The sequence below is a fragment of the Streptomyces sp. NPDC101165 genome (genome assembly GCF_044768135.1).
In the GTDB taxonomy this organism is placed as follows: domain Bacteria; phylum Actinomycetota; class Actinomycetes; order Streptomycetales; family Streptomycetaceae; genus Streptomyces.
The window spans coordinates 87,083-108,663 of sequence record NZ_JBIWPG010000019.1; the positions used below are offsets into that span (position 1 = coordinate 87,083).

Below are 21,581 nucleotides of genomic sequence, written 5' to 3' on the forward strand. Positions count from 1 at the left end.
TGCCGGGACGTCCAGAACTGTCAACTACCGACGGGGGCAGTTTTGAACGTGTTCAAATGCAGGCGTACGCTCCTGGCATGAGCGACAGAGCCGCCCTGCTGAAGGGCATTCGCGTCTGGTTGGTCACCTTCGTCGTGTGTCTTGTGCTCAGCGGGGCCACCGCCTTTCCGCTGGTGCACGAACTCCGGTGGACGGAGAGCACATTGCGGGCGCTGTCCGTGCCCGAGCACCTGCCGGGGCTCATGGAGTGGATCTCTCGGGTGCGGGACGGGCTCGACACCGTCGACGCCAAGTACCCCTTCGTGCTGTACGGCACGGACTGGCTGGCGTTCGCGCACCTCGTCATCGCGGTCGCCTTCTACGGGCCGTACCGCGACCCGGTCCGCAACATCTGGGTCGTGGAGTTCGGGATGATCGCCTGCGCGGGGATCATCCCGCTCGCCCTGATCTGCGGACCGATCCGGGGAATCCCCTTCTGGTGGTCGCTGATCGACATGTCGTTCGGGGTGTTCGGAGTCGTCCCGCTGTATGTCGTACGGCAGAAGATCAAGCGGCTGGAGGCGCTCAGCGCTCCGGCTGCTGCCTGAGGGTGGCCATGATGATGCGCTGGGCGACCGGGTTCGCCGACTCGCCCTTGGCGTCCGTGGTGTCGACCGAGTGGACGAGGGTACGGCTCAGGTTCCGGGTGGCGGCGATCGCCGTGCTGTATCCGTAGCGGGCTCCGGACTTGAGCCAGTACACCCCGCTGTAGGTGGCGCCGGTGATGTTCGCCGGCACCGTGAACATCTACTGCAGCTGCGGCTCGGGCACGATCCGGCCCTGGAACAGTGCCGTGATCAGCCGCTCCGGGTCGCCGGTCGTGGAGATCATGTCGCCCGCCGCCGATGGGGTCTCCCCTGCTCGAACGAAGTTGAGAGCTTGGGGAAGGTCCGCCTGGTTCCAGTCGCTGACGTCCACCATCCGCGTGGTCCCGTCGGCGTCCTTCACCAGCTGGTAGCCGTGGTTGTGCGGGCCGTGGATCACCGGGTCGGAGCCGGGGAAAGAGGTGTGGCGCATGCCGGCCGGGCGCGGCACCAGCCGGGTCGCCTCGTGCTCGTACGAGTGCCCCGTCACCTTCTCGATCAGCATCCCGAGGATCGTGTAGTTGATGTTCAGGTAGTCCTGCTGGTCACCGGGGTCGAACTCCGGCCCCTTCGCCACCGCCGAGGCCACCACCTGTTCCGGGGTGATCGTGTCGAAGCGGTGGGCGTACTGGTCCGCGAAGTCGTCGCCCCAGCCGTCGCCCGCCCTGATGCCGCTGGTGTGGTTCAGCAACTGCCGTACGGAGATGGGCTTGAACGCCGGGGTGAGCAGTCCGGGCAGGTAGTGCTGGATGGGCGTGTCCAGGTCGACCTCACCCTCGGCCGCCAGCTTCAGCACGGTCGCCGCCGTCACGACCTTCGTCGTGGAACCGGCCCGGAACCGGGCGTTCGGGTCCGCGGCCCGCCCGCTCGCCAGATCGTGCACGTCCGCGCTGCCCGCCAGGTCCCGTCGGTGCCGCCGACCCGGACCAGCGCGGCGGTCGCGTCGTCACCGGGCAGCCCGGCGAGCGCGGCACCCAGCAGTTCGGGATGCGGGACGGTCGCCGTCTCTCGTGCGGACACCGGGGCGGACGCGGCGAAGGCGGGCGCCATCAGCGGACCGGCCGCCAGGCCGGGGCCAGGGCGAGGGAGACGGCGAGGACGGTGCGACGGCTGCGCGGACGCATGGTGACTCCTTGAGGGGGCGACCTGGGCTTCGCGATCATCGTCCGTCGGATGTGCCGTGATCGGGATCGTCGGCAGGAAGGGGCGCCCCCCTGACGCAACCTCTCCATCAACCAGGGCGAAAATCAGGGGAGTTGTGCGGGATGCCGCCCTAGGCGGGCGTTCGGATGCGTCCGGAAAGGGATGGGGCCCGGTTTCCCGGGCCCCGATCCTTGAGCCGGTCCTGTACGGCCGGCCCGCGCCTCTGTCAGCTGTAGTTGCTGGGGATCCCGCAGACATCGAAGCGGGTGGGGTTGAAGAACGTATCGGTGGCCGGCTTGAGCGGCGCGTGGAGGTCCTCGTCCGACTTGATCCCGTTGGGGAAGTCAGGCGCCTGGTAGCCGTAGAAGTTGGAGGTCGAGGCACCCCTGACGATGATGCCGCGGGCAGCGTACGGGCCGTTGATGCCGAAGTCGACCAGCGGACTGCTGGCGGGGCCGTGAACGCTGAGAGTGACCGAACCGTTGTCGTTCGGCGGGGCGAAGGTGAAGGTCCCGCTGTTCACGGGGATCTGCTGGAACGCGAACGTGAACGCGCCGGTCCCCAGGATGTCTGCGCAGGTCACGCTCGCGTCGTACTCGACGGGCTGCACGCCCGCCGCGCTCGGCGGACCCGGCAGCCGAGCCGCCGACGCGGGGCTGGCGGCGATGCCGAGAGCCACCGCCGTGGTCAGCCCCGCGCAGGCGAGCCGCGCTCCCCATACCTGTGTCTTCGAACGGGTAGTCACTCGCATTACGAGCACTCCTCCTTGTCGGCTTGGGCCCATTCCTCGGGCACCGGATCCCGCCCGCGCGAACTCCCGCGCTTTTCCGTCGAGGGTTCGAGTGCTGGACGTTCGTCCATCACCGGGCGCCCTGAACACTTCCATGGCGCGGTGGTTTGTATGCTTTGCGACTCCTTTTACTGGACCGTTCGAGTCCCATAAAGCGGCCAGAAAGGTTAAGTGGGTGACACGACGGTCGGCCTCGGCCCGGGAGCCACCTCGGGAATCTCTGCATTCAGTATTGTTTGCGGCGTTTTCATTCCCTTGCTTTCTGACCACTCATGTCCCACTTCTACCCCGGGATGTTCCATGCGTCTGAGGAAAAGCACGGCGAGGGTCGTCACCACGGCCTCCGCCGTGGCCCTTCTCGCGGCCGCGCCGCTCGCGACCGCCCACGGCTCGCAGGCACGCAACGAAAAGACCCTGACCGCCGCCCCTTTGGCGACGTGGCAGACCACTGGCATCGTCTGGTCGGTCGAGTACGTCCATGGTGTCGTGTACGTCGGCGGTACCTTCGACCGCGTCCGCCCGCCGGGTGCGAAGCCCGGTGAGAAGGAAGTCGCCCGGAAGAACTTCGCCGCGTTCGACGCCGTCACCGGCAAGCTGCTGCCGTGCGCCCACTCCTTCACGGAGGCCGAGGGGACCGTACGAGCGCTGAAGGCGTCGCGCGACGGCAAGGTGCTGTACGTCGGCGGATCGTTCGGCAAGGTCGACACGACCGGCGTGGCCAGCGCGGTCGCGCTCAACACGGCCAACTGCTCACTGCGCACGGACTTCCGTCCCGCGGTGGCGGCGACGGTCCGGGCCATCGACACCACCCGCACCACGGTTTACCTGGGCGGCGATTTCATGGCCGTCGACGGCAAGACCAGGAAGTACGTCGCCTCGCTCAGCCCCAAGGGGTCACTGCTGCCCTTCAGGGCCGACATCGACCAGCCGGTCCGGGCCATCCTGGCCGCTCCCAAACAGGGCAAGGTCCTCGTCGGTGGTGACTTCCACCAAGTCAACGGCGCGCAAGTACAGGCGCTGGTCGCCCTGAACCCTTCGACCGGCTCGACCGTGACCACGTACCCGCGGTGGCTTCCGAAGCGTTCGTCGGTGAAGACGCTGGCACGGGACAAGACCAACTTCTACGTAGGAGCCGAAGGCAGAGGGACGGGCGTCTTCGACGGTCGCATCGCCGGCCGTCTGTCCGACGGCAAGATGGTGTGGAAGGACATGTGTCAGGGCGCCACCCAGACCGTCCTCGTGCACCAGGGCATTCTCTACAGCGCCTCCCATGCGCACAACTGCGTCCGTACGCCCGGGGGCTTCCCCGACGGGCGCCGTCGGCACTTCCTGGCCCAGTCCGTCAAGGACAGGCGCATCCTGCACTGGTTCCCCGACACGGACGACGGACTCGGGGAGCAGATCGGCCCCAGAACGCTGGCGATGGCCAAGGGAATCCTCTGGGCGGGAGGCGAGTTCACGATGGTCAACGGCAGACCCCAGCAGGGGCTGACGCGCTTCGCGGCTGGGCCCGCGAACACCGCTCCCGAAGCAACTCCCCAGCTCAGAGCTGGGAGTTCACGCGCCGGGAAGATCACTCTCAGCTGGCAGGCCACCTGGGACCGGGACGATGCGCGGCTGACGTACCTGATCTATCGCGATGGAGTCCGCGTGGCCTCGCTGAAGCAGCGGTCGGTCGACTGGAAGCTGCCGGAGATGACGTACACGGACTCCGTCGCCTCTGGCTCTCGCCACCAGTACACGATCGCCGTCACCGACGGCAGGAACACCACACCCCGATCGGAGCCACTCGCCGTGCCCGCGGTCGCCCATAAGTGATCGGTGGGAGAACCGTGGCGGATGAACCCCTTCTCCACCCGGTAGAGCGAAGGCAGCCCGGAAAAAACTGTTATCCGGCCCCCGCCGAGCCCGTCTCCACAGTGTGATCTACGGCGTTGCAGAACGAGTACTTCTACGTGGACGGCACGGTCACCCTCACCCAGGACGAACGCGGCTGCGACTGCGGCCTCGTCGTCTTCCCGTCCAGCTGGCAGGCGGTGCACCAGGACGTCGTCACCGGCCCCGCGCAGGGAGCCGTCCGCTACGGTCTGGTCCGCGACGACGGCTTGGACTCGGCACCCGTCCCGCAGTACGTCACCCGCACCACCCCCACGGACCCGGCGACGGTCCCTCAACGCTCGCGCGTGTAGCCGCCGTTGCGCAGCGCGTGCAGGGCGTCGACGCGGTTCGTGGTGATGGAGTCGACGCCCAGGTCGAGGAGACGGCGCATGGAGCGGCGGGTGTCCGGGGTCCAGACGGACAGCAGGTATCCGTCGCGGTGGACGCGGGCCGCGAGGTCCCGGTCGACCAGGGAGAAGCGGTAGTTGAGCCAGCGCGGGCGCACCACGTCCAGCAGCGCCGGGCGGGGCGGGGCCAGGGTCGTCCAGGTCAGGGCGATCTCGGCGGCCGGGTCGGCGGCGCGGACGGCGAGCATGGCCTCGGCGTGCGCGCAGTAGTACACGCGGTCCCGGGCCCCGCCCTGCCGGACCACGTCCATCACCCGGCGCACGGTCCGGCGGTCGACCCGCCCGCACAGGTCCATCAGCACCCGGCTGTCACCGGTGGCGGCCAGCGCCTCCGCCAGCGTCGGCACCCCGCCCGCCGTGAGCCCGCGCACCTCGTCCGCCGACAGCGAGCGCAGGGGCCGGTCGTGTTCCCACAGCCGCTTCAGCGTCTCGTCGTGCAGCAGCACGGGGACGCCGTCGCGGGTGAGGCGTACGTCGATCTCGACCGCGTCCGCACCCAGGTCGAGCGCGGAACGCAGCGAGTCGAGCGTGTTCTCGCGGAAGCGGTAGGGGGCGCCGCGGTGGGCCACGGCGGTCACGGTCTGCATGGCCCCCATTGTGACCATCGCGCGATGGTCACCGCGCAGGGGTCAGGGGGCGAGCCACGTGGTGGTGTACGTGTCGATCTCCGCCGCGATCCTGGCCTTGCCCGGCGCGTCCAGGAAGGACGCCTCCACGGCGTTCTTGGCGAGGTCGGCGAGGCCCCGCTCGTCTAGGTCGAGGAGGCGGGCGGCCACCGCGTACTCGTTGTTGAGGTCGGTGCCGAACATCGGCGGGTCGTCGGAGTTGATCGTGACCAGCACGCCGGCCCGGGTGAACTCCTTGATCGGGTGCTCGTCCAGGGTGCGGACCGCGCGGGTGGCGATGTTGGAGGTCGGGCAGACCTCCAGCGCGATGCGGTGCTCGGCGAGGTGGGCGAGCAGCTCGGGGTCCTGCGCCGAGCTGGTGCCGTGCCCGATCCGCTCGGCACGCAGCTCGGTCAGCGCGTCCCACACCGTCTCGGGGCCGGTCGTCTCCCCGGCGTGCGGGACGGAGCGCAGGCCGGCGGCGATGGCCTGGTCGAAGTACGGCTTGAACTGCGGCCGGGGCACACCGATCTCGGGCCCGCCGAGCCCGAACGACACCAGGCCCTCGGGGCGGATCCGGTCGTCGGTGGCGAGGCGGGCGGTCTCCTCGGCGGACCGCAGACCGGCCTCGCCGGGGATGTCGAAGCACCAGCGCAGCACGGTGCCGAACTCGGCCTCGGCCGCCTTGCGCGCGTCCTCGATCGCGGCCATGAAGGCCAGCTCGTCGATGCCGCGCCGGGTCGAGGAGAACGGGGTGATGGTCAGCTCGGCGTAGCGCACCTGCTGGCGGGCCAGGTCGCGGGCGACCTCGAAGGTCAGCAGCCGGACGTCCTCCGGGGTGCGGATCAGGTCCACGACGGACAGGTACACGTCGATGAAGTGCGCGAAGTCCGTGAACGTGAAGTAGTCGACCAGCGCCTCGGGGTCGGTGGGGACCTTGGAGTCGGGGTGGCGGGCGGCCAGTTCCGAGACGATGCGGGGGGAGGCGGAGCCGACGTGGTGCACGTGCAGTTCGGCCTTGGGCAGTCCGGCGATGAAGGCGTGCAGATCGCGGTCGGTCAAGGGTTCCTCCCCGGGAACGGCGCCCGTGGAGCGAGGTCCGCCGTCCGGGCGCGGGTGATCGGCTGATCGATGACTCGGGATCATCGTAGGCCCCGGCCCGCGGCGGCCCGACCCGCGCCGTAGCATGATGGGACGACGATCACAGGGGGGCCTGAGCGATGTCCGACGAGGTGCCACAGCCGACGCCACGGGAGCACGGCGCCGGGGACGGGGCTGAGCCGCCTCGGGTTTCCCTGAACAAGGGGAGCGGGGAGCGAGGGGCGCCCGGGCGGGCGGCGGAAGCAGAGCCGGCCGACGCACAGCCGGGAGCGCCGCGGCCCGCGGGCACAGGTCCGTCCGCGTCTCCTGGGAGCGGGCAGGGAGCCGGTGACACGGTTCTCTCCGGTGCGCCGGGAGCCCCGGCACAGCCGCACCCTTCGGTCCACGACCAGCAGACGGTCGTCTCCCTCCCCACCCCGGACGCCCCTGCCGACGCGGTCCCCCCGGCGTGGGCCAGGCCGGCCGATCCGTACGCCCCTCCGGCCGCCGCGCCGCCCACCGGAGCCCCGGCAAACCCGTTCGCACCCCCTGCGAACCCGTTCGCTCCGCCCGTTGCCGGCCCCTCGGCCGGCAACCCGGTGAGCCCCTACGCCCCTCCGGTCGCCCCCGGCAGCCCGTACGGGCTGCCCATGGCATCTCCGTCCCAGCCCCAGGAGACGGCCCCCGTACCCCCGCCGCCCATGTCCCCCGACGGCCCCGGACAGGTGCCGTACGGCTACCCGGTCCAGCAGCCGCAGCCGGGCTACGGCGGACCTGGCATCCCGTCCTACCCCGCGGCGGGCGGCTACGGCTGGCCGGGTCTGCAGCCGCAGCCGAACAACGGCATGGGTACGGCCTCCCTGGTGCTCGGCATCCTGGCGACGGTCGGCTTCTGCGCGTGGCCGGTGGCCCTGGTGATGGGCGTCGTGGCCGTGGTCCTCGGCGCTCTGGGCCGCGGCAAGGCCCGCCGGGGCGAGGCCACCAACCCGGGCGTGGCCCTGGCCGGGATCATCTGCGGTGCCGCCGGCATCGTCCTGGTACTGGGCCTCTTCGCGTTCTTCATCGCCGTCTACAACCGCTGACCGTCCGACGACCGCTGACCGTCCGACGACCGCTGGCCGTCCGACGACCCCTCTGCCGCCCCGGCCCGCTCACCCCCGCCGAAGGCCCGCGGCATCACACCCCCGTCAGCCGCTCCCGCGCCTTCATCAGCGCGAAGCCCAGCAGGTTCGGTCCCTGCCAGCGCTCGGGGTCCGAGGCCGCCTCGTCGTCCGCGGCGAGGCCGATGCCCCATACGCGGTCCACAGGGCTCGCCTCCACCAGGACACGGTCGCCGGTGTTCCGCAGGAACGTCCGGAGGTCTTCGTCCGACCCGAACTTGTGGACGCTGCCCTCGACCACGATCCGGAAGCGCTCCCGCTCCCATATCGCCTCGTCGAAGTCGCGGACCAGCCGTCCCGCCTTCTTGGCCTCGGCGGGATGACCCGCGGCCAGCACCCGGCGCTCCGCCTCCGCGTCGCCGAACAGCCGCGCCTTGCCGGCCATCATCCAGTGCTCGGCCGTCGCGTATTCGACACCGTCCACCACGAAGGGTGACGGCCACCACTGGCTGAGGCAGCTCGCCCCGAGCCGGCCGTCCGGCCGCGGACGGTGTCCCCAGAAGTGGAGGTACCTGATTCGAGCCCCCGCCTTGACTTCCCTGATCAGGGCTTCCACCCCGTCGATCTTCCCCATGCACGCGAGTGTGGCACGTACCACTGACACTACGTCCGCCGTTTTCCGTGCCGACTCGACACCTGGTCGACAGATTCCGTCGCGTAATCAAAAGGCAACAACGGAATCACTTGTTGGAGTCCTATTGCTCTGTCAGGATCGGCACTCAAATCGAGCTGGAGCTACGCCACCCACCCCCCGGGACGGGGCGAACGGCGGAGGAGAGCGACATGCACAACCCGGGCACCGCCACCCCGGAACGATTCCCCGCACAGGAGCGTTTCGCGGAAGGCGCGCAGTTCATCGCGGGCCGCCTGACGAAGGGCACCTCGGGCCGTACCCACGCCGTGGTCGACCCGGCCACCGGCGAGGAGGTGTACACCTACGAGCTGGCCGGCGCCGACGACGTCGACGCCGCCGTGGCCGCGGCGCGCGAGGCGTTCCCGGGCTGGGCCGCCACCACCCCGGGCGAGCGCTCGGACGCCCTGCACCGCTTCGCCGCCGTGCTCGCCGAGCGTGCCGAGGACTTCGCGCGTGCCGAGTCCCTGCAGTGCGGCAAGCCGCTGAAGCTGACCCGCGAGTTCGACGTACCGGGGACCATCGACAACACCGCGTTCTTCGCGGGCGCTGCCCGGCATCTGCAGGGGCAGTCGGCCGGTGAGTACTCGGGCGACCACACGTCGTACATCCGGCGCGAGCCCATCGGTGTCGTGGGATCGATCGCGCCCTGGAACTACCCCCTCCAGATGGCCGCCTGGAAGATCCTTCCGGCGATCGCCGCGGGCAACACCATCGTGCTCAAGCCCGCCGAGCTGACCCCGCTGACCTCGCTGATGTTCGCCCAGGCCGCCACGGACGCGGGCATCCCGGACGGTGTCATCAACATCGTCACGGGGGCCGGCAAGGAGGCCGGTGAGCACCTCGTCGGGCATCCCGACGTGGCCATGACCTCCTTCACCGGGTCCACCGCCGTCGGCAAGCGGGTCGCCGAGATCGCCACCGCCACCGTCAAGCGCCTCCACCTGGAGCTGGGCGGCAAGGCCCCCTTCGTGGTCTTCGACGACGCCGACCTGGAGGCCGCCGTCAACGGCGCGGTCGCGGGCGCGCTCATCAACACCGGGCAGGACTGCACGGCCGCCACGCGCGCGTACGTGCAGCGACCGCTCTACGAGGCCTTCGTGGAGCGGACGGCCGCGCTGATGGAGACCGTACGGCTCGGGGACCCGTTCGCTCCCGGCACCGACCTCGGCCCCCTCATCTCGCACACCCAGCGTGACCGGGTGGCCGGCTTCGTGGACCGGGCGCGTGCCTACGCGCGCGTGGTGGCCGGGGGCGAGGCCCCGCAGGGTGACCTCAAGGACGGCGCCTACTATCGGCCCACCCTCGTCGCCGACGCGACCCAGGACAGCGAGATCGTCCAGTCCGAGATCTTCGGTCCGGTATTGGTCGTTCTGCCGTTCGAAAGTGATGATGAGGGCATCCGGCTGGCCAACGACACCCCGTACGGCCTCGCCGCCTCCGCCTGGAGCAGCAATGTCTACCGGGCCAACCGCGCCACCCGCGAGATCAAGGCGGGCTGTGTGTGGATCAACGACCACATTCCGATCATCAGCGAGATGCCGCACGGCGGCTACAAGGCGTCCGGCTTCGGCAAGGACATGTCGGCGTACTCGTTCGAGGAGTACACGCAGGTCAAGCACGTAATGTTCGACAATACGGCGGTGGCGCGGAAGGACTGGCACCGCACGATCTTCGGGGACCGATAGTCATACCTCCGGCCGCTCGGCGCGGCCGGCTTCCCGAAAGGGCATCTAGCGCATGAGGCAGTACGAGCCCGACCGCCCTACCCCGGTCGAATTGGCCGCCATCCGGCGCAGTCTCCGCTCCGGCCGGGCCGCCCTGGCCCGCCGGTCGTTCCTGGGCGGCGCGCTCGCGGTGGGCGGCGTCGGGGCGCTGAGCGCCTGCGGCATCCCCGCGGCCGGCAAGTCCCAGGGCGGGGTCTCCGCCGACGACCGCTCGGCCCAGGAGAAGGTCGTCAACTTCTCCAACTGGCCCGAGTACATCGACGTGGACGACAGCGGGAAGACCCACCCCACGCTGGACGCGTTCCGCAAGCGGACCGGCATCTCGGTCAAGTACACCGAGGACATCAACGACAACGACGAGTTCTTCGGCAAGATCCAGCCGCAGCTCGCCGCCGGCCAGGACACCGGCCGTGACCTGATCGTCCTCACCGACTGGCTGGCCGCCCGCGTGATCCGGCTCGGCTACGTCCAGAAACTGGACGCGGCCAACCTGCCGCACGCCTTCGCCAACCTGTCGGACCAGTTCCGCAGCCCCGACTGGGACCCGGGCCGCGCCTACTCGTACCCCTGGCAGGGCATCTCGACCGTCGTCGCCTTCAACAAGAAGGCCCTCAAGGGTGTCGAGGTGAAGTCGGTCTCCGATCTGTTGGACAACCCCGCGCTCAAGGGCCGGGTCGGTCTGCTGACGGAGATGCGGGACACCGTCGGCATGACCATGCTCGACATGGGCATCGACCCGGGGACGTTCACCGACGACGACTACGACGCGGTGATCGCCCGCCTCCAGAAGGCCGTCGACAAGGGGCAGATCCGCCGGTTCACCGGCAACGACTACACCTCGGACCTCAGCAAGGGCGACCTGGCCGCCTGTGTCGCCTGGGGCGGCGACATCGTGCAGCTCCAGGCCGACAACCCGGACGTCGCCTACGTCATCCCGGACAGCGGCTACATGACGTCGACCGACAACATGCTGATCCCGAACAAGGCGCGCCACAAGACGAACGCCGAGCGGCTCATCGACTTCTACTACGAGCCCCAGCCGGCCGCGGAACTCTCCGCCTACGTCAACTACGTCAGTCCGGTCGCGGACGTGAAGCCTTACCTTGCCAAGATCGACAAGTCGGCGGCGAGCAACCCGCTGATCGTTCCCGACAAAGCCATGCAGGCCAAGTCCCATGCCTTCCGCGCCCTGAGCTCGAAGGAAGAGACGGCCTACCAGCAGAAGTTCGCGAAGCTCACAGGGGCGTGACGACACCATGACGACAGACAGCAGCGGCGACGTCCGCCTCACCGGCATCGGCAAGACCTACGACAACGGCTTCACCGCCGTACACCCGCTGGACCTGACCGTGCCGCAGGGCTCCTTCTTCGCCCTCCTCGGTGCCTCCGGCTGCGGCAAGACCACCACCCTGCGCATGATCGCGGGCCTGGAGGAGCCGACCAGCGGCACCGTGCACCTCGGCGACCAGGACGTCACCCATCTGCCGCCGTACAAGCGGCCGGTGAACACGGTCTTCCAGTCCTACGCCCTCTTCCCGCACCTCGACATCTTCGAGAACGTCGCCTTCGGTCTGCGCCGGCGCGGCATCAAGAGCGTGAAGAAGCAGGTCGAGGACATGCTCGACCTGGTCCAGCTGGGCGAGCAGGCCCGCAAGAAACCGCACCAGCTCTCCGGTGGCCAGCAGCAGCGTGTCGCGGTGGCCCGGGCGCTGATCAACCACCCGAAGGTGCTGCTGCTCGACGAGCCGCTCGGCGCCCTCGACCTCAAGCTGCGCCGCCAGATGCAGCTGGAGCTCAAGCGCATCCAGACCGAGGTCGGCATCACCTTCGTCCACGTCACGCACGACCAGGAGGAGGCCATGACCATGGCCGACACGGTCGCCGTGATGAACGCGGGCCGCGTCGAGCAGCTCGGCTCGCCCAACGACCTGTACGAGAACCCGCAGACCACCTTCGTCGCGAACTTCCTCGGCACCTCGAACCTGATCGAGGCCGAGGTCGACACGAAGAACGGCGACGACATCGTGCTGAAGGCGGGCGGCGGCAAGCTGGTGCTGCCCGAGGCGCGCTGTTCCGCGCGGACGACGACCGGCGGCAAGGTGCTGGTCGGCATCCGCCCCGAGAAGATCGCGCTCACCCACGCCGACGACGCCGGCTCCATCTCCGAGAGCCGCAACCGCATCACCGGCAAGATCGCCGACGCCAGCTTCATCGGCGTCTCCACGCAGTACGTGATCGACACCCCGGTCTGCGACGAGTTCGCGGTCTACGTCCAGAACGTCGAGCGCGACGGACGGCTGGTCCCCGGTGCCGACGTCGTCCTGCACTGGAGCCCGGCCCACACCTTCGGCCTGGACGCGGCCCAGGACATCGACGCCGGCGTGGAGTCCGTCGAGGAAGAGGCCGCGTAGACATGTCGACGCTCACCGAGGCACCCCCGCCTCTCGCTCCCGCCGAGGCGGCGAAGCAGGCGCCGCGCAAGCGCGGCAGGTTCACGCCGTACTGGCTGCTGCTCCCCGGCCTCCTGTGGCTGATCGTCTTCTTCGCGCTGCCGATGATCTACCAGGCCTCCACGTCCGTGCAGACGGGCTCCCTGGAGGAGGGCTACAAGGTCACCTGGCACATCGCGACCTACTGGGACGCCCTGGCCGAGTACTGGCCGCAGTTCCTGCGGTCCGTGTTCTACGCGGCCGCGGCGACCGTGCTGTGCCTGCTGCTCGGCTACCCGCTGGCGTATCTGATCGCCTTCCGCGCGGGCCGCTGGCGCAACCTGATCATGATCCTGGTGATCGCGCCGTTCTTCACCAGCTTCCTGATCCGGACCCTGGCCTGGAAGACGATCCTCGCGGACAACGGCCCGGTCGTGCACACCCTGAACTCGCTGCACATCCTGGACCTCACCAACTTCCTCGGCTGGACGGCCGGCGACCGCGTCCTCGCCACGCCACTGGCGGTGGTGTGCGGTCTGACGTACAACTTCCTGCCGTTCATGATCCTTCCGCTCTACACCTCGCTGGAACGGATCGACGGGCGGCTGCACGAGGCGGCCGGCGACCTGTACGCCAAGCCGTGGACCACCTTCCGCAAGGTGACCTTCCCGCTGTCGATGCCGGGCGTGGTCTCCGGCACGCTGCTGACCTTCATCCCGGCGGCCGGTGACTACGTCAACGCCGAACTCCTCGGCTCGACCGACACCCGCATGATCGGCAACGTCATCCAGACGCAGTTCCTGCGCATCCTGGACTATCCGACGGCGGCCGCCCTGTCCTTCATCCTCATGGCCGCGATCCTGTTCATGGTCACGGTCTACATCCGCCGCTCCGGGACGGAGGATCTGGTCTAAATGCCCTTCGTCACCTGGCTCAAGCGCCATCTCGTCGTCATCGCGGGACTGCTGACGCTCTCCTATCTGCTGCTGCCGAACATCATCGTGACGGTGTTCTCCTTCAACAAGCCGAAGGGGCGCTTCAACTACGAGTGGCAGCAGTTCTCCACGGACGCCTGGAAGGACCCGTGCGGCGTCGCCGACATGTGCGGCTCGCTGTCCCTCAGCCTTCAGATCGCCGTCTGGGCGACGATCGGCGCCTCGATCCTCGGCACGATGATCGCCTTCGCGCTGGTCCGCTACCGCTTCCGCGCCCGCGGCGCCGTCAACTCGCTGATCTTCCTGCCGATGGCGATGCCCGAGGTCGTCATGGCGGCCTCGCTGCTCACCCTGTTCCTCAACATGGGCGCCCAGCTCGGCTTCATGACGATCCTGATCGCGCACATCATGTTCTGCCTCAGCTTCGTCGTCACCGCGGTCAAGGCGCGCGTGATGTCGATGGACCCGCGGCTGGAGGAGGCCGCCCGGGACCTTTACGCCGGCCCGGCGCAGACCTTCCTGCGGGTCACCCTGCCGATCGCGGCACCCGGAATCGCCGCGGGCGCGCTGCTGTCCTTCGCGCTCTCCTTCGACGATTTCATCATCACCAATTTCAACGCGGGCTCGACCGTCACCTTCCCCATGTTCGTGTGGGGTTCGGCGCAGCGCGGAACCCCCGTTCAGATCAACGTCATCGGTACGGCCATGTTCCTCGTCGCCGTGCTGTTCGTCCTGGTCTCGATGCTCATCACCAACCGCCGTAGTCAAAAGGCGTAAAGCTCTGTAGGGAGTTGAAATCATGGCCCCAAGCGCCATGAGTCGTGGTAAAGACAGCTGGATCTCCTCTCTTTCCGAAGCCCAGCCGGTCCCGTACTGGCTGGAAGACCCCGGCAAGCCACACGCCGAGCCCGCCCTCACCGGCACCGAGACCTGTGACCTGCTGGTCGTTGGCGGCGGCTACAGCGGACTGTGGACCGCGCTCAACGCCAAGGAGCGCGACCCGCAACGCGATGTGGTGCTGCTGGAAGGCCGCGAGGTGGGCTGGGCCGCCTCCGGCCGCAACGGCGGCTTCTGCGCCGCCTCCCTCACGCACGGCCTGCCCAACGGCCTTGCCCGCTGGCCGGACGAGATCAACCGGCTGGAGGAGCTGGGCCGGCGCAACCTCGACGAGATCGAGGCGGCGGTCGCCCGGCACGGCATCGACTGCGACTTCGAGCGCACCGGCGAGATCGACGTGGCCACCGAGACCTACCAGGCCTTGGAGCTGCGCGACTGGCACCGGGAGCTGGAGGAGAAGGGCCTCGCCGACGGCATCGAGTTCCTCGACACCGACGCCGTGCGCGAGCAGGTGAACTCGCCCACCTTCGAGGCCGGCCTGTGGGACCGCCGGGGCGTGGCCATGCTGCACCCGGCCAAGCTGGCCTGGGGCCTGAAGCAGGCGTGCGTCAGGCTCGGGGTGCGCGTGTACGAGCACACGCCCGCTCTCTCCCTGAAGCAGTACGGCGCCGGCATGGCCGTACGCACGCCGTACGGCTCCGTCCGGGCCCGCAAGGTCGCGCTCGGCACGAACATCTTCCCGAGCCTGCTGCGGCGCGTGCGCTCGTACACCGTCCCGGTCTACGACTACGCGCTGATGACCGAGCCGCTGAGCGCCGACCAGTTGGCCTCGATCGGCTGGAAGAACCGCCAGGGCCTCGGGGACTCGGCGAACCAGTTCCACTACTTCCGGCTGTCCGCAGACAACCGGATCCTGTGGGGCGGCTACGACGCGATCCACCACTACGGCGGCCGGGTCCGCGCCGAGTACGACGACCGCCCGGAGACGTACGCCAAGCTCGCGGGGCACTTCTTCTCCTGCTTCCCGCAGCTGGAGGGCGTCCGCTTCACCCACGCCTGGGGCGGCGCGATCGACACCTGCTCCCGCTTCTCGGCGTTCTTCGGCACGGCCCACCGCGGGCAGGTGGCGTACGCGGCGGGCTACACCGGCCTGGGCGTCGGCGCCACCCGCTTCGGCGCCGACGTGATGCTGGACCTGCTGGACGGGGAGCGCACCGAGCGGACCGAGCTGGAGATGGTTCGCAGGAAGCCGCTGCCGTTCCCGCCGGAGCCCTTCGCCTGGACCGGTATCGCCCTGACGAAGTGGTCGCTGGCCCGCGCGGACGCGCACGGCGGCCGCCGCAACCTGTGGCTGCGGGCGATGGACCGGCTGGGCCTGGGCTTCGACAGCTGAGCCCTTTCCGACGCCTCCTTTTTAGCAAATGCCCAGGTCACAGACCTGGGCCTTTGTGCTGCTCCGCCGTTTACGCCTGATTTCCTCCTCGGTCAAGTCCCGAATCTTCGGAGCATGACCCCGCCGGGCGGTTCCGGCCTACTGGAAGTGCGCCGAGAAAGCGTCGAACCCCTTCCAGCAGGAGCAGGAGAGACATCATGACTCGCGTCATCCGCAAGAACGACGATTTCCGTTCCAAGCGCCGTATGGGCCTCGCGGCGGCGATCGCCTCGGCCGCGGCCGTCGCCGGAGGTGCCGTCCTGCCCGTCGCGACCGCCACGGCTGCCCCGATGTCGCAGGCGCCGACGGTGAGCAAGGGCGTCCAGGAGCACGGCGGGCACAAGATCTACTGCTGGGACAAGCACCACAAGTCCCACTGGAAGAAGCACCACAAGTTCTACTGCTGGGTCGACAACTACAAGTACTACTGGGACGACCACCACAACTGCTTCTTCGTGCTGGTCGAACATCACCGGTACTACTTCTGGGACTCCTACGACAACTTCCACTACTTCTGGCACCACCACCACGACCACCACGGGGACGTGCACGACCAGGACCACTGGAAGAAGGAGCCTGGCAAGTCGGACTGGGACAAGGCCGAGTCGGAGAAGAAGGACGAGCGGAAGGATGAGAAGAAGGACGAGAAGAAGGACACCGACAAGACCGACCCGGGGAAGACGGACGGGGACAAGGCGGATCCGGGGAAGTCCGACACGGACAAGACCGACCCGGGGAAGAGCGACACGGACAAGACGGACCCGGGAAAGTCCGACACGGACAAGACGGACCCGGGAAAGACCGACGAGGACAAGACCGACCCCGGCAAGACCGACACGACCCAGCAGGACCCGGCCGAGCCCGACACGCCCCAACAGGACCAGCCGCAGCAGGATCAGCAGCCGGGCCAGGCCGAGCAGGATCAGGCGAAGCAGGACCAGGCGCCGGATGACCAGCCGCAGCAGGACCAGCAGCCCGGTCAGGCTGAAGAGGATCAGGCGAAGCAGGACCAGGCCCCGCAGGATCAGCCGCAACAGGACCAGCCGCAGCAGGACCCCGGTGCCGGTGACGTCGCCCCGGCCGATGGGTGATGCCCCACAGGGAATGTGACCCGGGTCACTCCAAAGTGAAGCCGGAATCCGCGTAATGACCGCCGTAGGGCCCCCTCTCTCTCGTGACGCGACAGCGTCCACGAGAGAGAGGGGGCCTTCTCATGACAGGGGCGAAGACGGCGGTCGAGTGGCTGGCATCCGTCGCACCGGACCCCGAGGCCTGCCGCTGGGAATGGGAGCGCAACCCACTCGGGATCGCGTTGCTCCCCGCGGGCAAGGCCTGGGACGTGCTGGTCCTGCCGGGTGAACTCGGCTGTCCCACGCTCGATGTGCTCACCCGGGTGCTCGATCGACCCGGCCCGGTGCTGGTCGACTTCGGCGACAATCGGGTCGGCTTCTTCGTGCCGCCGGGCACCGCGGCCCGCTGGCTGGGCACCGGCATCCGGACCGCCGGAGCCGGCACCTGGATCGTCGTGCCGTACCCGGGCCGGGCGACACAGGGCGTGCGCTGGCTGGTCCCGCCGGACGGCTCCGGCATGCTGACCGACCCGGCGCTGCTGGAGCTGGCGATGCACGAGGCGGCGGCCGGGCTGGCCAGGAAGGAGCAGGGGTGACACCCCGGGAACCTTGACAAGAGGATTGGTCTGGACCAGGTTGAGTGCGCTCCACCCCTCCAACTCCCCCTTCACCGGAGGCCCTTGTGGACCGCGCCCGACGCGCCAGACGCCCCAGATCCGTCCTCGCCCTGCTCACGGCCGCGCTGCTGGCCGTACCCGGGATCACCGCCCTCTCGTCGGCCGCCCGTGCGGCCGACGCGGACCTCGCTAAGAACGGCGGCTTCGAGTCCGGCCTCGACGGCTGGACCTGCACGGCCGGAACGACGGTCAACTCACCTGTGCACAGCGGGAGTTCCGCGCTGCAGGCGACCCCGGCCGGCAGCGACAACGCGCAGTGTGCACAGACGGTGACCGTCCAGCCCAACGCCCAGTACACGCTGTCCGGTTACGTCCGAGGCTCCTACGTCTACCTCGGCGCGAACGGCACCGGCACCACCGACGTCTCCACCTGGACCCAGTCCGCCCCCGACTGGCAGAAGCTGACCACCACCTTCACCACCGGCGCCGCCACGACGAAGGTCACCGTCTACACACACGGCTGGTACGGCACCGGCGCCTACTACGCCGACGACATCTCCCTGGTCGGCCCGGGCGCGAGCACCGGACAGCCACCCGCCGCGCCGACCGGCCTCAGAACCGGCACGGTGACCTCCTCCTCCGTCGCCCTGTCCTGGTCGGCGGCGACCGGCGCCACGAGTTACGCGGTCTACCGCGACGGGGTCAAGGTCCAGACGGTGAGCGGCACTTCGGCCACCGTCACCGGACTCGCGCCCTCGACGGCGTACAGCTTCCAGGTCACCGCGAGCAACGACGCCGGCGAGTCCGCCAAGTCGGCCGCGGTGACCGCGACGACCACGGCAGGCACCGGCGGCGGCTCGACCGACCTGCCCGCCCACGCCCTGGTCGGCTACCTCCACGCCAGTTTCGCCAACGGCTCCGGCTACACCCGCATGGCCGACGTACCCGACAGCTGGGACGTCATCGACCTCGCCTTCGGCGAACCCACCTCGGCCACCTCCGGTGACATCCGCTTCAACCGCTGCCAGGTCACCGAGTGCCCGAACGTCGAGAGCGACGCCGACTTCAAGGCGGCGATCAAGGCCAAGCAGGCGGCCGGCAAGAAGGTGCTGATCTCGATCGGCGGCCAGAACGGCCAGGTCCAGCTGACGACCACGGCGGCCCGCGACGCCTTCGTCTCCTCGGTCTCGAACATCATCGACACCTACGGCCTCGACGGCCTGGACATCGACTTCGAGGGCCACTCGCTGTCCCTGAACGCGAACGACACGGACTTCAGGAACCCGACCACGCCCGTGATCGTCAACCTCATCTCGGCCCTGAAGACCCTGAAGGCCAAGTACGGCTCGAAGTTCGTCCTGACGATGGCCCCGGAGACCTTCTTCGTCCAGATGGGCCACCAGTACTACGGCACCGGCAAGTGGGGCGGCCAGGACCCGCGCTGCGGGGCGTACCTTCCGGTCATCCACGCCCTGCGCGACGACCTCACCCTGCTCCACGTCCAGGACTACAACTCGGGCCCGATCATGGGCCTCGACAACCAGTACCACTCCATGGGCGGCGCCGACTTCCACATCGCCATGACCGACATGCTGCTCACCGGCTTCCCGGTCGCAGGTGACGCGAACAGCGTCTTCCCGCCGCTGCGCCCGGACCAGGTGGCGATCGGCATGCCGGCGTCGACGAACGCGGGCAACGGGTACGTGGCTCCGTCCGAGGTCACCAAGACCCTGGACTGCCTGACGAAGAAGACGAACTGCGGCTCGTATCCGACCCACGGGACCTGGCCCGCTCTTCGGGGTCTGATGACGTGGTCGGTGAACTGGGACCGCTACTCCAACTGGGAGTTCGAGAAGAACTTCGACGCCTACTTCGGCTGACCACCAGGGACAGGGTGGTCAGCAGCACCGTGCCCAGGCACCAGCTGGCCACCACGTCCAGCGGCCAGTGCCAGCCCCGGCGGACCAGGCCGTAGGAGACGCCGAGCACGAGCGCCGCGCAGGCGCCGACGAGCGCCCGGCGGGCGGCGGGGGAACGCAGCCAGGGAAACACGAGCAGGGTCGCGGAACCGTACGCGATCGCCGCGGTCGCCGTATGGCCGGAGGGGAAGTAGCCGACCCCCGGGGGCATCAGCGGGGTCCCCGGCCGGGCGGTCCAGTCCTTCAGGGGGACGACCAACGCCGGGACCAGCGCCATCAGTACGGCCGCCGCGGCGGGCGGCAGCCACCAGCGGTCCGTGCCCGTCGCGTGGCCGTGCCAGGCGGAGTACCCGAGGGCGAGGACGAGCACCGGGACGGCGACCTGGACGTTGCCGAGGTCGGAGAGGAGTTCGGAGAACCGGTCCGGGCGGACGAGTTGCCGGCTCAACCGCGCGTCGAGGCGCAGGAGCGGGCCGTGGGCGACGACCTGCCAGGTGATCAGGGCGAGCAGAAGCGTGGGCAGGGCCAGGAGCGCGTACTTCGGGCGCGGATCCGGTGACGTCGACACGCGGCACAGCTTCTCAGACCCGCCGGGGGGAGGAAGGAGGTCGGCCGCCCCGGAACAGGGGGGGTGGTTCCGAGGCGGCCGTCCGGATCGGGACGTCGCGCGCCCCGGGGGGTTTGGGGCGGCGACCGTCCGATCGGTGAGGAGATCCCGGAACCGTCAGGCTCCGGTTGTGTGCGCGAGGGCACGACCAGGTCGAAGCTGGGGAGGCCCCGGCCTGAAATCGCCCACAGTCCCCTGTGGGCGGGGTGTATCTCTCATCTGGGTAGAACCTACGGCAGCCCGGGGCGCTTGGGCAGACGGAATCGCGTCCCGCCATCCACCTCGCACACCTTCTTCACACGGCCTGCCGTAGGCCACCCTCCAGAGGGGCGAACCCGCCGCTCAGATGCGTGCGAACGCCTGCTCGATGATGTCGAGACCCTCGTTCAGGAGGTCCTCGCCGATCACCAGCGGGGGCAGGAAACGCAGCACGTTGCCGTAGGTGCCACAGGTCAGGACGAGCAGGCCCTCCTGGTGGCAGGCCTTGGCGAGGGCGGCGGTCGCCTCCGCGTTCGGCTCCTTGCCGGCGCGGTCCTTGACCAGCTCGATGGCGATCATGCCGCCACGGCCACGGATGTCGCCGATGATGTCGAACTTCTCGGCCATGGCGGTGAGGCGCGCCTTCATGATCGCCTCGATGTTCTTCGCCTTGGCGTTGAGGTCCAGCTCCTTCATCGTCTCGATGGCGCCGAGCGCACCGGCGCAGGCCACCGGGTTGCCGCCGTAGGTGCCGCCGAGGCCGCCCGCGTGCGCGGCGTCCATGATCTCGGCGCGGCCGGTGACGGCGGCCAGCGGCAGACCGCCGGCGATGCCCTTGGCGGTGGTGATCAGGTCCGGGACGATGCCCTCGTCCTCGCAGGCGAACCACTGGCCGGTGCGGCAGAAGCCGGACTGGATCTCGTCCGCGACGAAGACGATGCCGTTGTCCTTGGCGAACTGGCTGATCGCGGGCAGGAAGCCCTTGGCCGGCTCGATGAAGCCGCCCTCACCGAGCACCGGCTCGATGATGATCGCGGCCACGTTGTCGGCGCCGATCTGCTTGGTGATCTGGTCGATGGCCTGCTTCGCGGCCTCCGGGCCACAGTTCTCCGGGCCGGTCAGCCAGCGGTAGCCGTACGCGACGGGGACGCGGTAGACCTCGGGCGCGAACGGGCCGAAGCCGTGCTTGTACGGCATGTTCTTGGCCGTCAGCGCCATCGTCAGGTTGGTGCGGCCGTGGTAGCCGTGGTCGAAGACGACGACGGCCTGGCGCTTGGTGTACGCGCGGGCGATCTTGACGGCGTTCTCGACGGCCTCGGCGCCCGAGTTGAACAGCGCGGACTTCTTGGCGTGGTCGCCCGGCGTGAGCTCGGCCAGCGCCTCGGCGACGGCCACGTAGCCCTCGTACGGCGTGACCATGAAACAGGTGTGGGTGAAGTCGGCCAGCTGGGCGCTCGCGCGGCGTACGACGGCCTCGGCGGAGCCGCCGACCGAGGTCACGGCGATACCGGAACCGAAGTCGATCAGACGGTTGCCGTCGACGTCCTCGATGATGCCGCCGTCCACGCGCGTCGTGAACACGGGCAGCACGGAGCCCACGCCCTGCGCGACCGCGGCGAGGCGGCGGGCCTGCAGTTCCTGCGACTTCGGGCCGGGGATGGCGGTGACGACGCGACGCTCCTGCGGAAGTGCGGTCATGAGGGCTCCCTGAT

The 21,581-nt window shown here is 69.3% G+C and carries 18 protein-coding genes and 3 pseudogenes; 14 read left to right on the forward strand and 7 right to left on the reverse strand.

The window, feature by feature from the left end; all coding sequences use genetic code 11:
• Window positions 1-77: 77 nt before the first annotated feature.
• Complete coding sequence (locus ACIRVH_RS34170; protein WP_403961516.1) at window positions 78-587, forward strand: hypothetical protein; 510 nt, start codon at window positions 78-80, stop codon at window positions 585-587.
• Here ACIRVH_RS34170 and ACIRVH_RS34175 read toward each other — a convergent pair.
• Window positions 565-1,747 (reverse strand): annotated as a pseudogene (locus tag ACIRVH_RS34175) (serine hydrolase domain-containing protein). The gene ACIRVH_RS34170 and the pseudogene ACIRVH_RS34175 sit on opposite strands and share 23 nt — an antisense overlap.
• 245 nt (window positions 1,748-1,992) lie before the next feature.
• On the reverse strand, window positions 1,993-2,511 hold the full coding sequence (locus ACIRVH_RS34180; RefSeq protein WP_403961519.1) for a hypothetical protein: 519 nt from the start codon (window positions 2,509-2,511) through the stop codon (window positions 1,993-1,995).
• Between the two features lie 345 nt (window positions 2,512-2,856).
• Between ACIRVH_RS34180 and ACIRVH_RS34185 the strand changes: the two genes are divergently transcribed.
• Both ACIRVH_RS34185 and ACIRVH_RS34190 read left to right on the forward strand, forming a co-directional pair.
• Window positions 2,857-4,374, forward strand: coding sequence for a fibronectin type III domain-containing protein (locus ACIRVH_RS34185; RefSeq protein WP_403961521.1), 1,518 nt, complete (start codon window positions 2,857-2,859; stop codon window positions 4,372-4,374).
• 119 nt (window positions 4,375-4,493) lie between these two features.
• Window positions 4,494-4,745 (forward strand): annotated as a pseudogene (locus ACIRVH_RS34190) (sigma-70 family RNA polymerase sigma factor); the annotation flags it as partial.
• Here ACIRVH_RS34190 and ACIRVH_RS34195 read toward each other — a convergent pair.
• Complete coding sequence (locus tag ACIRVH_RS34195; RefSeq protein ID WP_403961524.1) at window positions 4,727-5,428, reverse strand: glycerophosphodiester phosphodiesterase; 702 nt, start codon at window positions 5,426-5,428, stop codon at window positions 4,727-4,729. The pseudogene ACIRVH_RS34190 and the gene ACIRVH_RS34195 sit on opposite strands and share 19 nt — an antisense overlap.
• 42 nt (window positions 5,429-5,470) lie before the next feature.
• Window positions 5,471-6,592 carry an adenosine deaminase gene (locus ACIRVH_RS34200; protein ID WP_403961527.1) on the reverse strand — a complete coding sequence of 374 codons (1,122 nt, stop codon included), beginning with the start codon at window positions 6,590-6,592 and terminating at the stop codon, window positions 5,471-5,473.
• A 584-nt stretch (window positions 6,593-7,176) separates the two neighbouring features.
• On the opposite strand from ACIRVH_RS34200, the gene ACIRVH_RS34205 reads away from it, so the two are divergent.
• Window positions 7,177-7,608, forward strand: a complete 432-nt coding sequence (locus ACIRVH_RS34205; protein ID WP_403961532.1) for a DUF4190 domain-containing protein — start codon at window positions 7,177-7,179, stop codon at window positions 7,606-7,608.
• A 94-nt stretch (window positions 7,609-7,702) separates the two neighbouring features.
• On the opposite strand, the gene ACIRVH_RS34210 is transcribed toward ACIRVH_RS34205, so the two are convergent.
• Window positions 7,703-8,260 carry an NADAR family protein gene (locus ACIRVH_RS34210; RefSeq protein WP_403961535.1) on the reverse strand — a complete coding sequence of 186 codons (558 nt, stop codon included), beginning with the start codon at window positions 8,258-8,260 and terminating at the stop codon, window positions 7,703-7,705.
• 209 nt (window positions 8,261-8,469) lie between these two features.
• Here ACIRVH_RS34210 and ACIRVH_RS34215 point away from each other — a divergent pair, with 209 nt between their 5' ends.
• The 9 genes from ACIRVH_RS34215 (at window position 8,470) to ACIRVH_RS34255 (ending at window position 19,244) form a co-directional block, all read left to right on the forward strand.
• A complete protein-coding gene (locus tag ACIRVH_RS34215; protein WP_403961538.1) occupies window positions 8,470-10,005 on the forward strand; it encodes a gamma-aminobutyraldehyde dehydrogenase in 1,536 nt (511 codons plus the stop codon).
• 52 nt (window positions 10,006-10,057) lie between these two features.
• The gene (locus ACIRVH_RS34220; RefSeq protein WP_403961541.1) at window positions 10,058-11,293 is read left to right on the forward strand and encodes a PotD/PotF family extracellular solute-binding protein; all 1,236 of its coding nucleotides are present in this window, start codon (window positions 10,058-10,060) and stop codon (window positions 11,291-11,293) included.
• A 7-nt stretch (window positions 11,294-11,300) separates the two neighbouring features.
• Window positions 11,301-12,455, forward strand: coding sequence for an ABC transporter ATP-binding protein (locus tag ACIRVH_RS34225; protein ID WP_403961543.1), 1,155 nt, complete (start codon window positions 11,301-11,303; stop codon window positions 12,453-12,455).
• A 2-nt stretch (window positions 12,456-12,457) separates the two neighbouring features.
• Complete coding sequence (locus tag ACIRVH_RS34230) at window positions 12,458-13,387, forward strand: ABC transporter permease (protein ID WP_403961546.1); 930 nt, start codon at window positions 12,458-12,460, stop codon at window positions 13,385-13,387.
• Complete coding sequence (locus tag ACIRVH_RS34235; RefSeq protein WP_403961548.1) at window positions 13,388-14,185, forward strand: ABC transporter permease; 798 nt, start codon at window positions 13,388-13,390, stop codon at window positions 14,183-14,185.
• A 22-nt stretch (window positions 14,186-14,207) separates the two neighbouring features.
• Window positions 14,208-15,638, forward strand: coding sequence for an NAD(P)/FAD-dependent oxidoreductase (locus ACIRVH_RS34240; RefSeq protein WP_403961551.1), 1,431 nt, complete (start codon window positions 14,208-14,210; stop codon window positions 15,636-15,638).
• Window positions 15,639-15,835: 197 nt separating this feature from the next.
• A complete protein-coding gene (locus ACIRVH_RS34245; protein WP_403961554.1) occupies window positions 15,836-16,768 on the forward strand; it encodes a hypothetical protein in 933 nt (310 codons plus the stop codon).
• Between the two features lie 122 nt (window positions 16,769-16,890).
• Window positions 16,891-17,343, forward strand: coding sequence for a hypothetical protein (locus ACIRVH_RS34250; RefSeq protein ID WP_403961558.1), 453 nt, complete (start codon window positions 16,891-16,893; stop codon window positions 17,341-17,343).
• Window positions 17,344-17,429: 86 nt separating this feature from the next.
• On the forward strand, window positions 17,430-19,244 hold the full coding sequence (locus ACIRVH_RS34255) for a chitinase (RefSeq protein ID WP_403961560.1): 1,815 nt from the start codon (window positions 17,430-17,432) through the stop codon (window positions 19,242-19,244).
• A 49-nt stretch (window positions 19,245-19,293) separates the two neighbouring features.
• On the opposite strand, the pseudogene ACIRVH_RS34260 reads toward ACIRVH_RS34255, so the two are convergent.
• Window positions 19,294-19,560 (reverse strand): annotated as a pseudogene (locus ACIRVH_RS34260) (phosphatase PAP2 family protein); the annotation flags it as partial.
• Window positions 19,561-19,617: 57 nt separating this feature from the next.
• On the opposite strand from ACIRVH_RS34260, the gene ACIRVH_RS34265 reads away from it, so the two are divergent.
• On the forward strand, window positions 19,618-19,842 hold the full coding sequence (locus ACIRVH_RS34265; RefSeq protein WP_403961775.1) for a hypothetical protein: 225 nt from the start codon (window positions 19,618-19,620) through the stop codon (window positions 19,840-19,842).
• Between the two features lie 390 nt (window positions 19,843-20,232).
• Here ACIRVH_RS34265 and gabT read toward each other — a convergent pair whose 3' ends face one another.
• Window positions 20,233-21,567, reverse strand: a complete 1,335-nt coding sequence (gabT, locus tag ACIRVH_RS34270; RefSeq protein ID WP_403961563.1) for a 4-aminobutyrate--2-oxoglutarate transaminase — start codon at window positions 21,565-21,567, stop codon at window positions 20,233-20,235.
• Window positions 21,568-21,581: the final 14 nt, after the last annotated feature.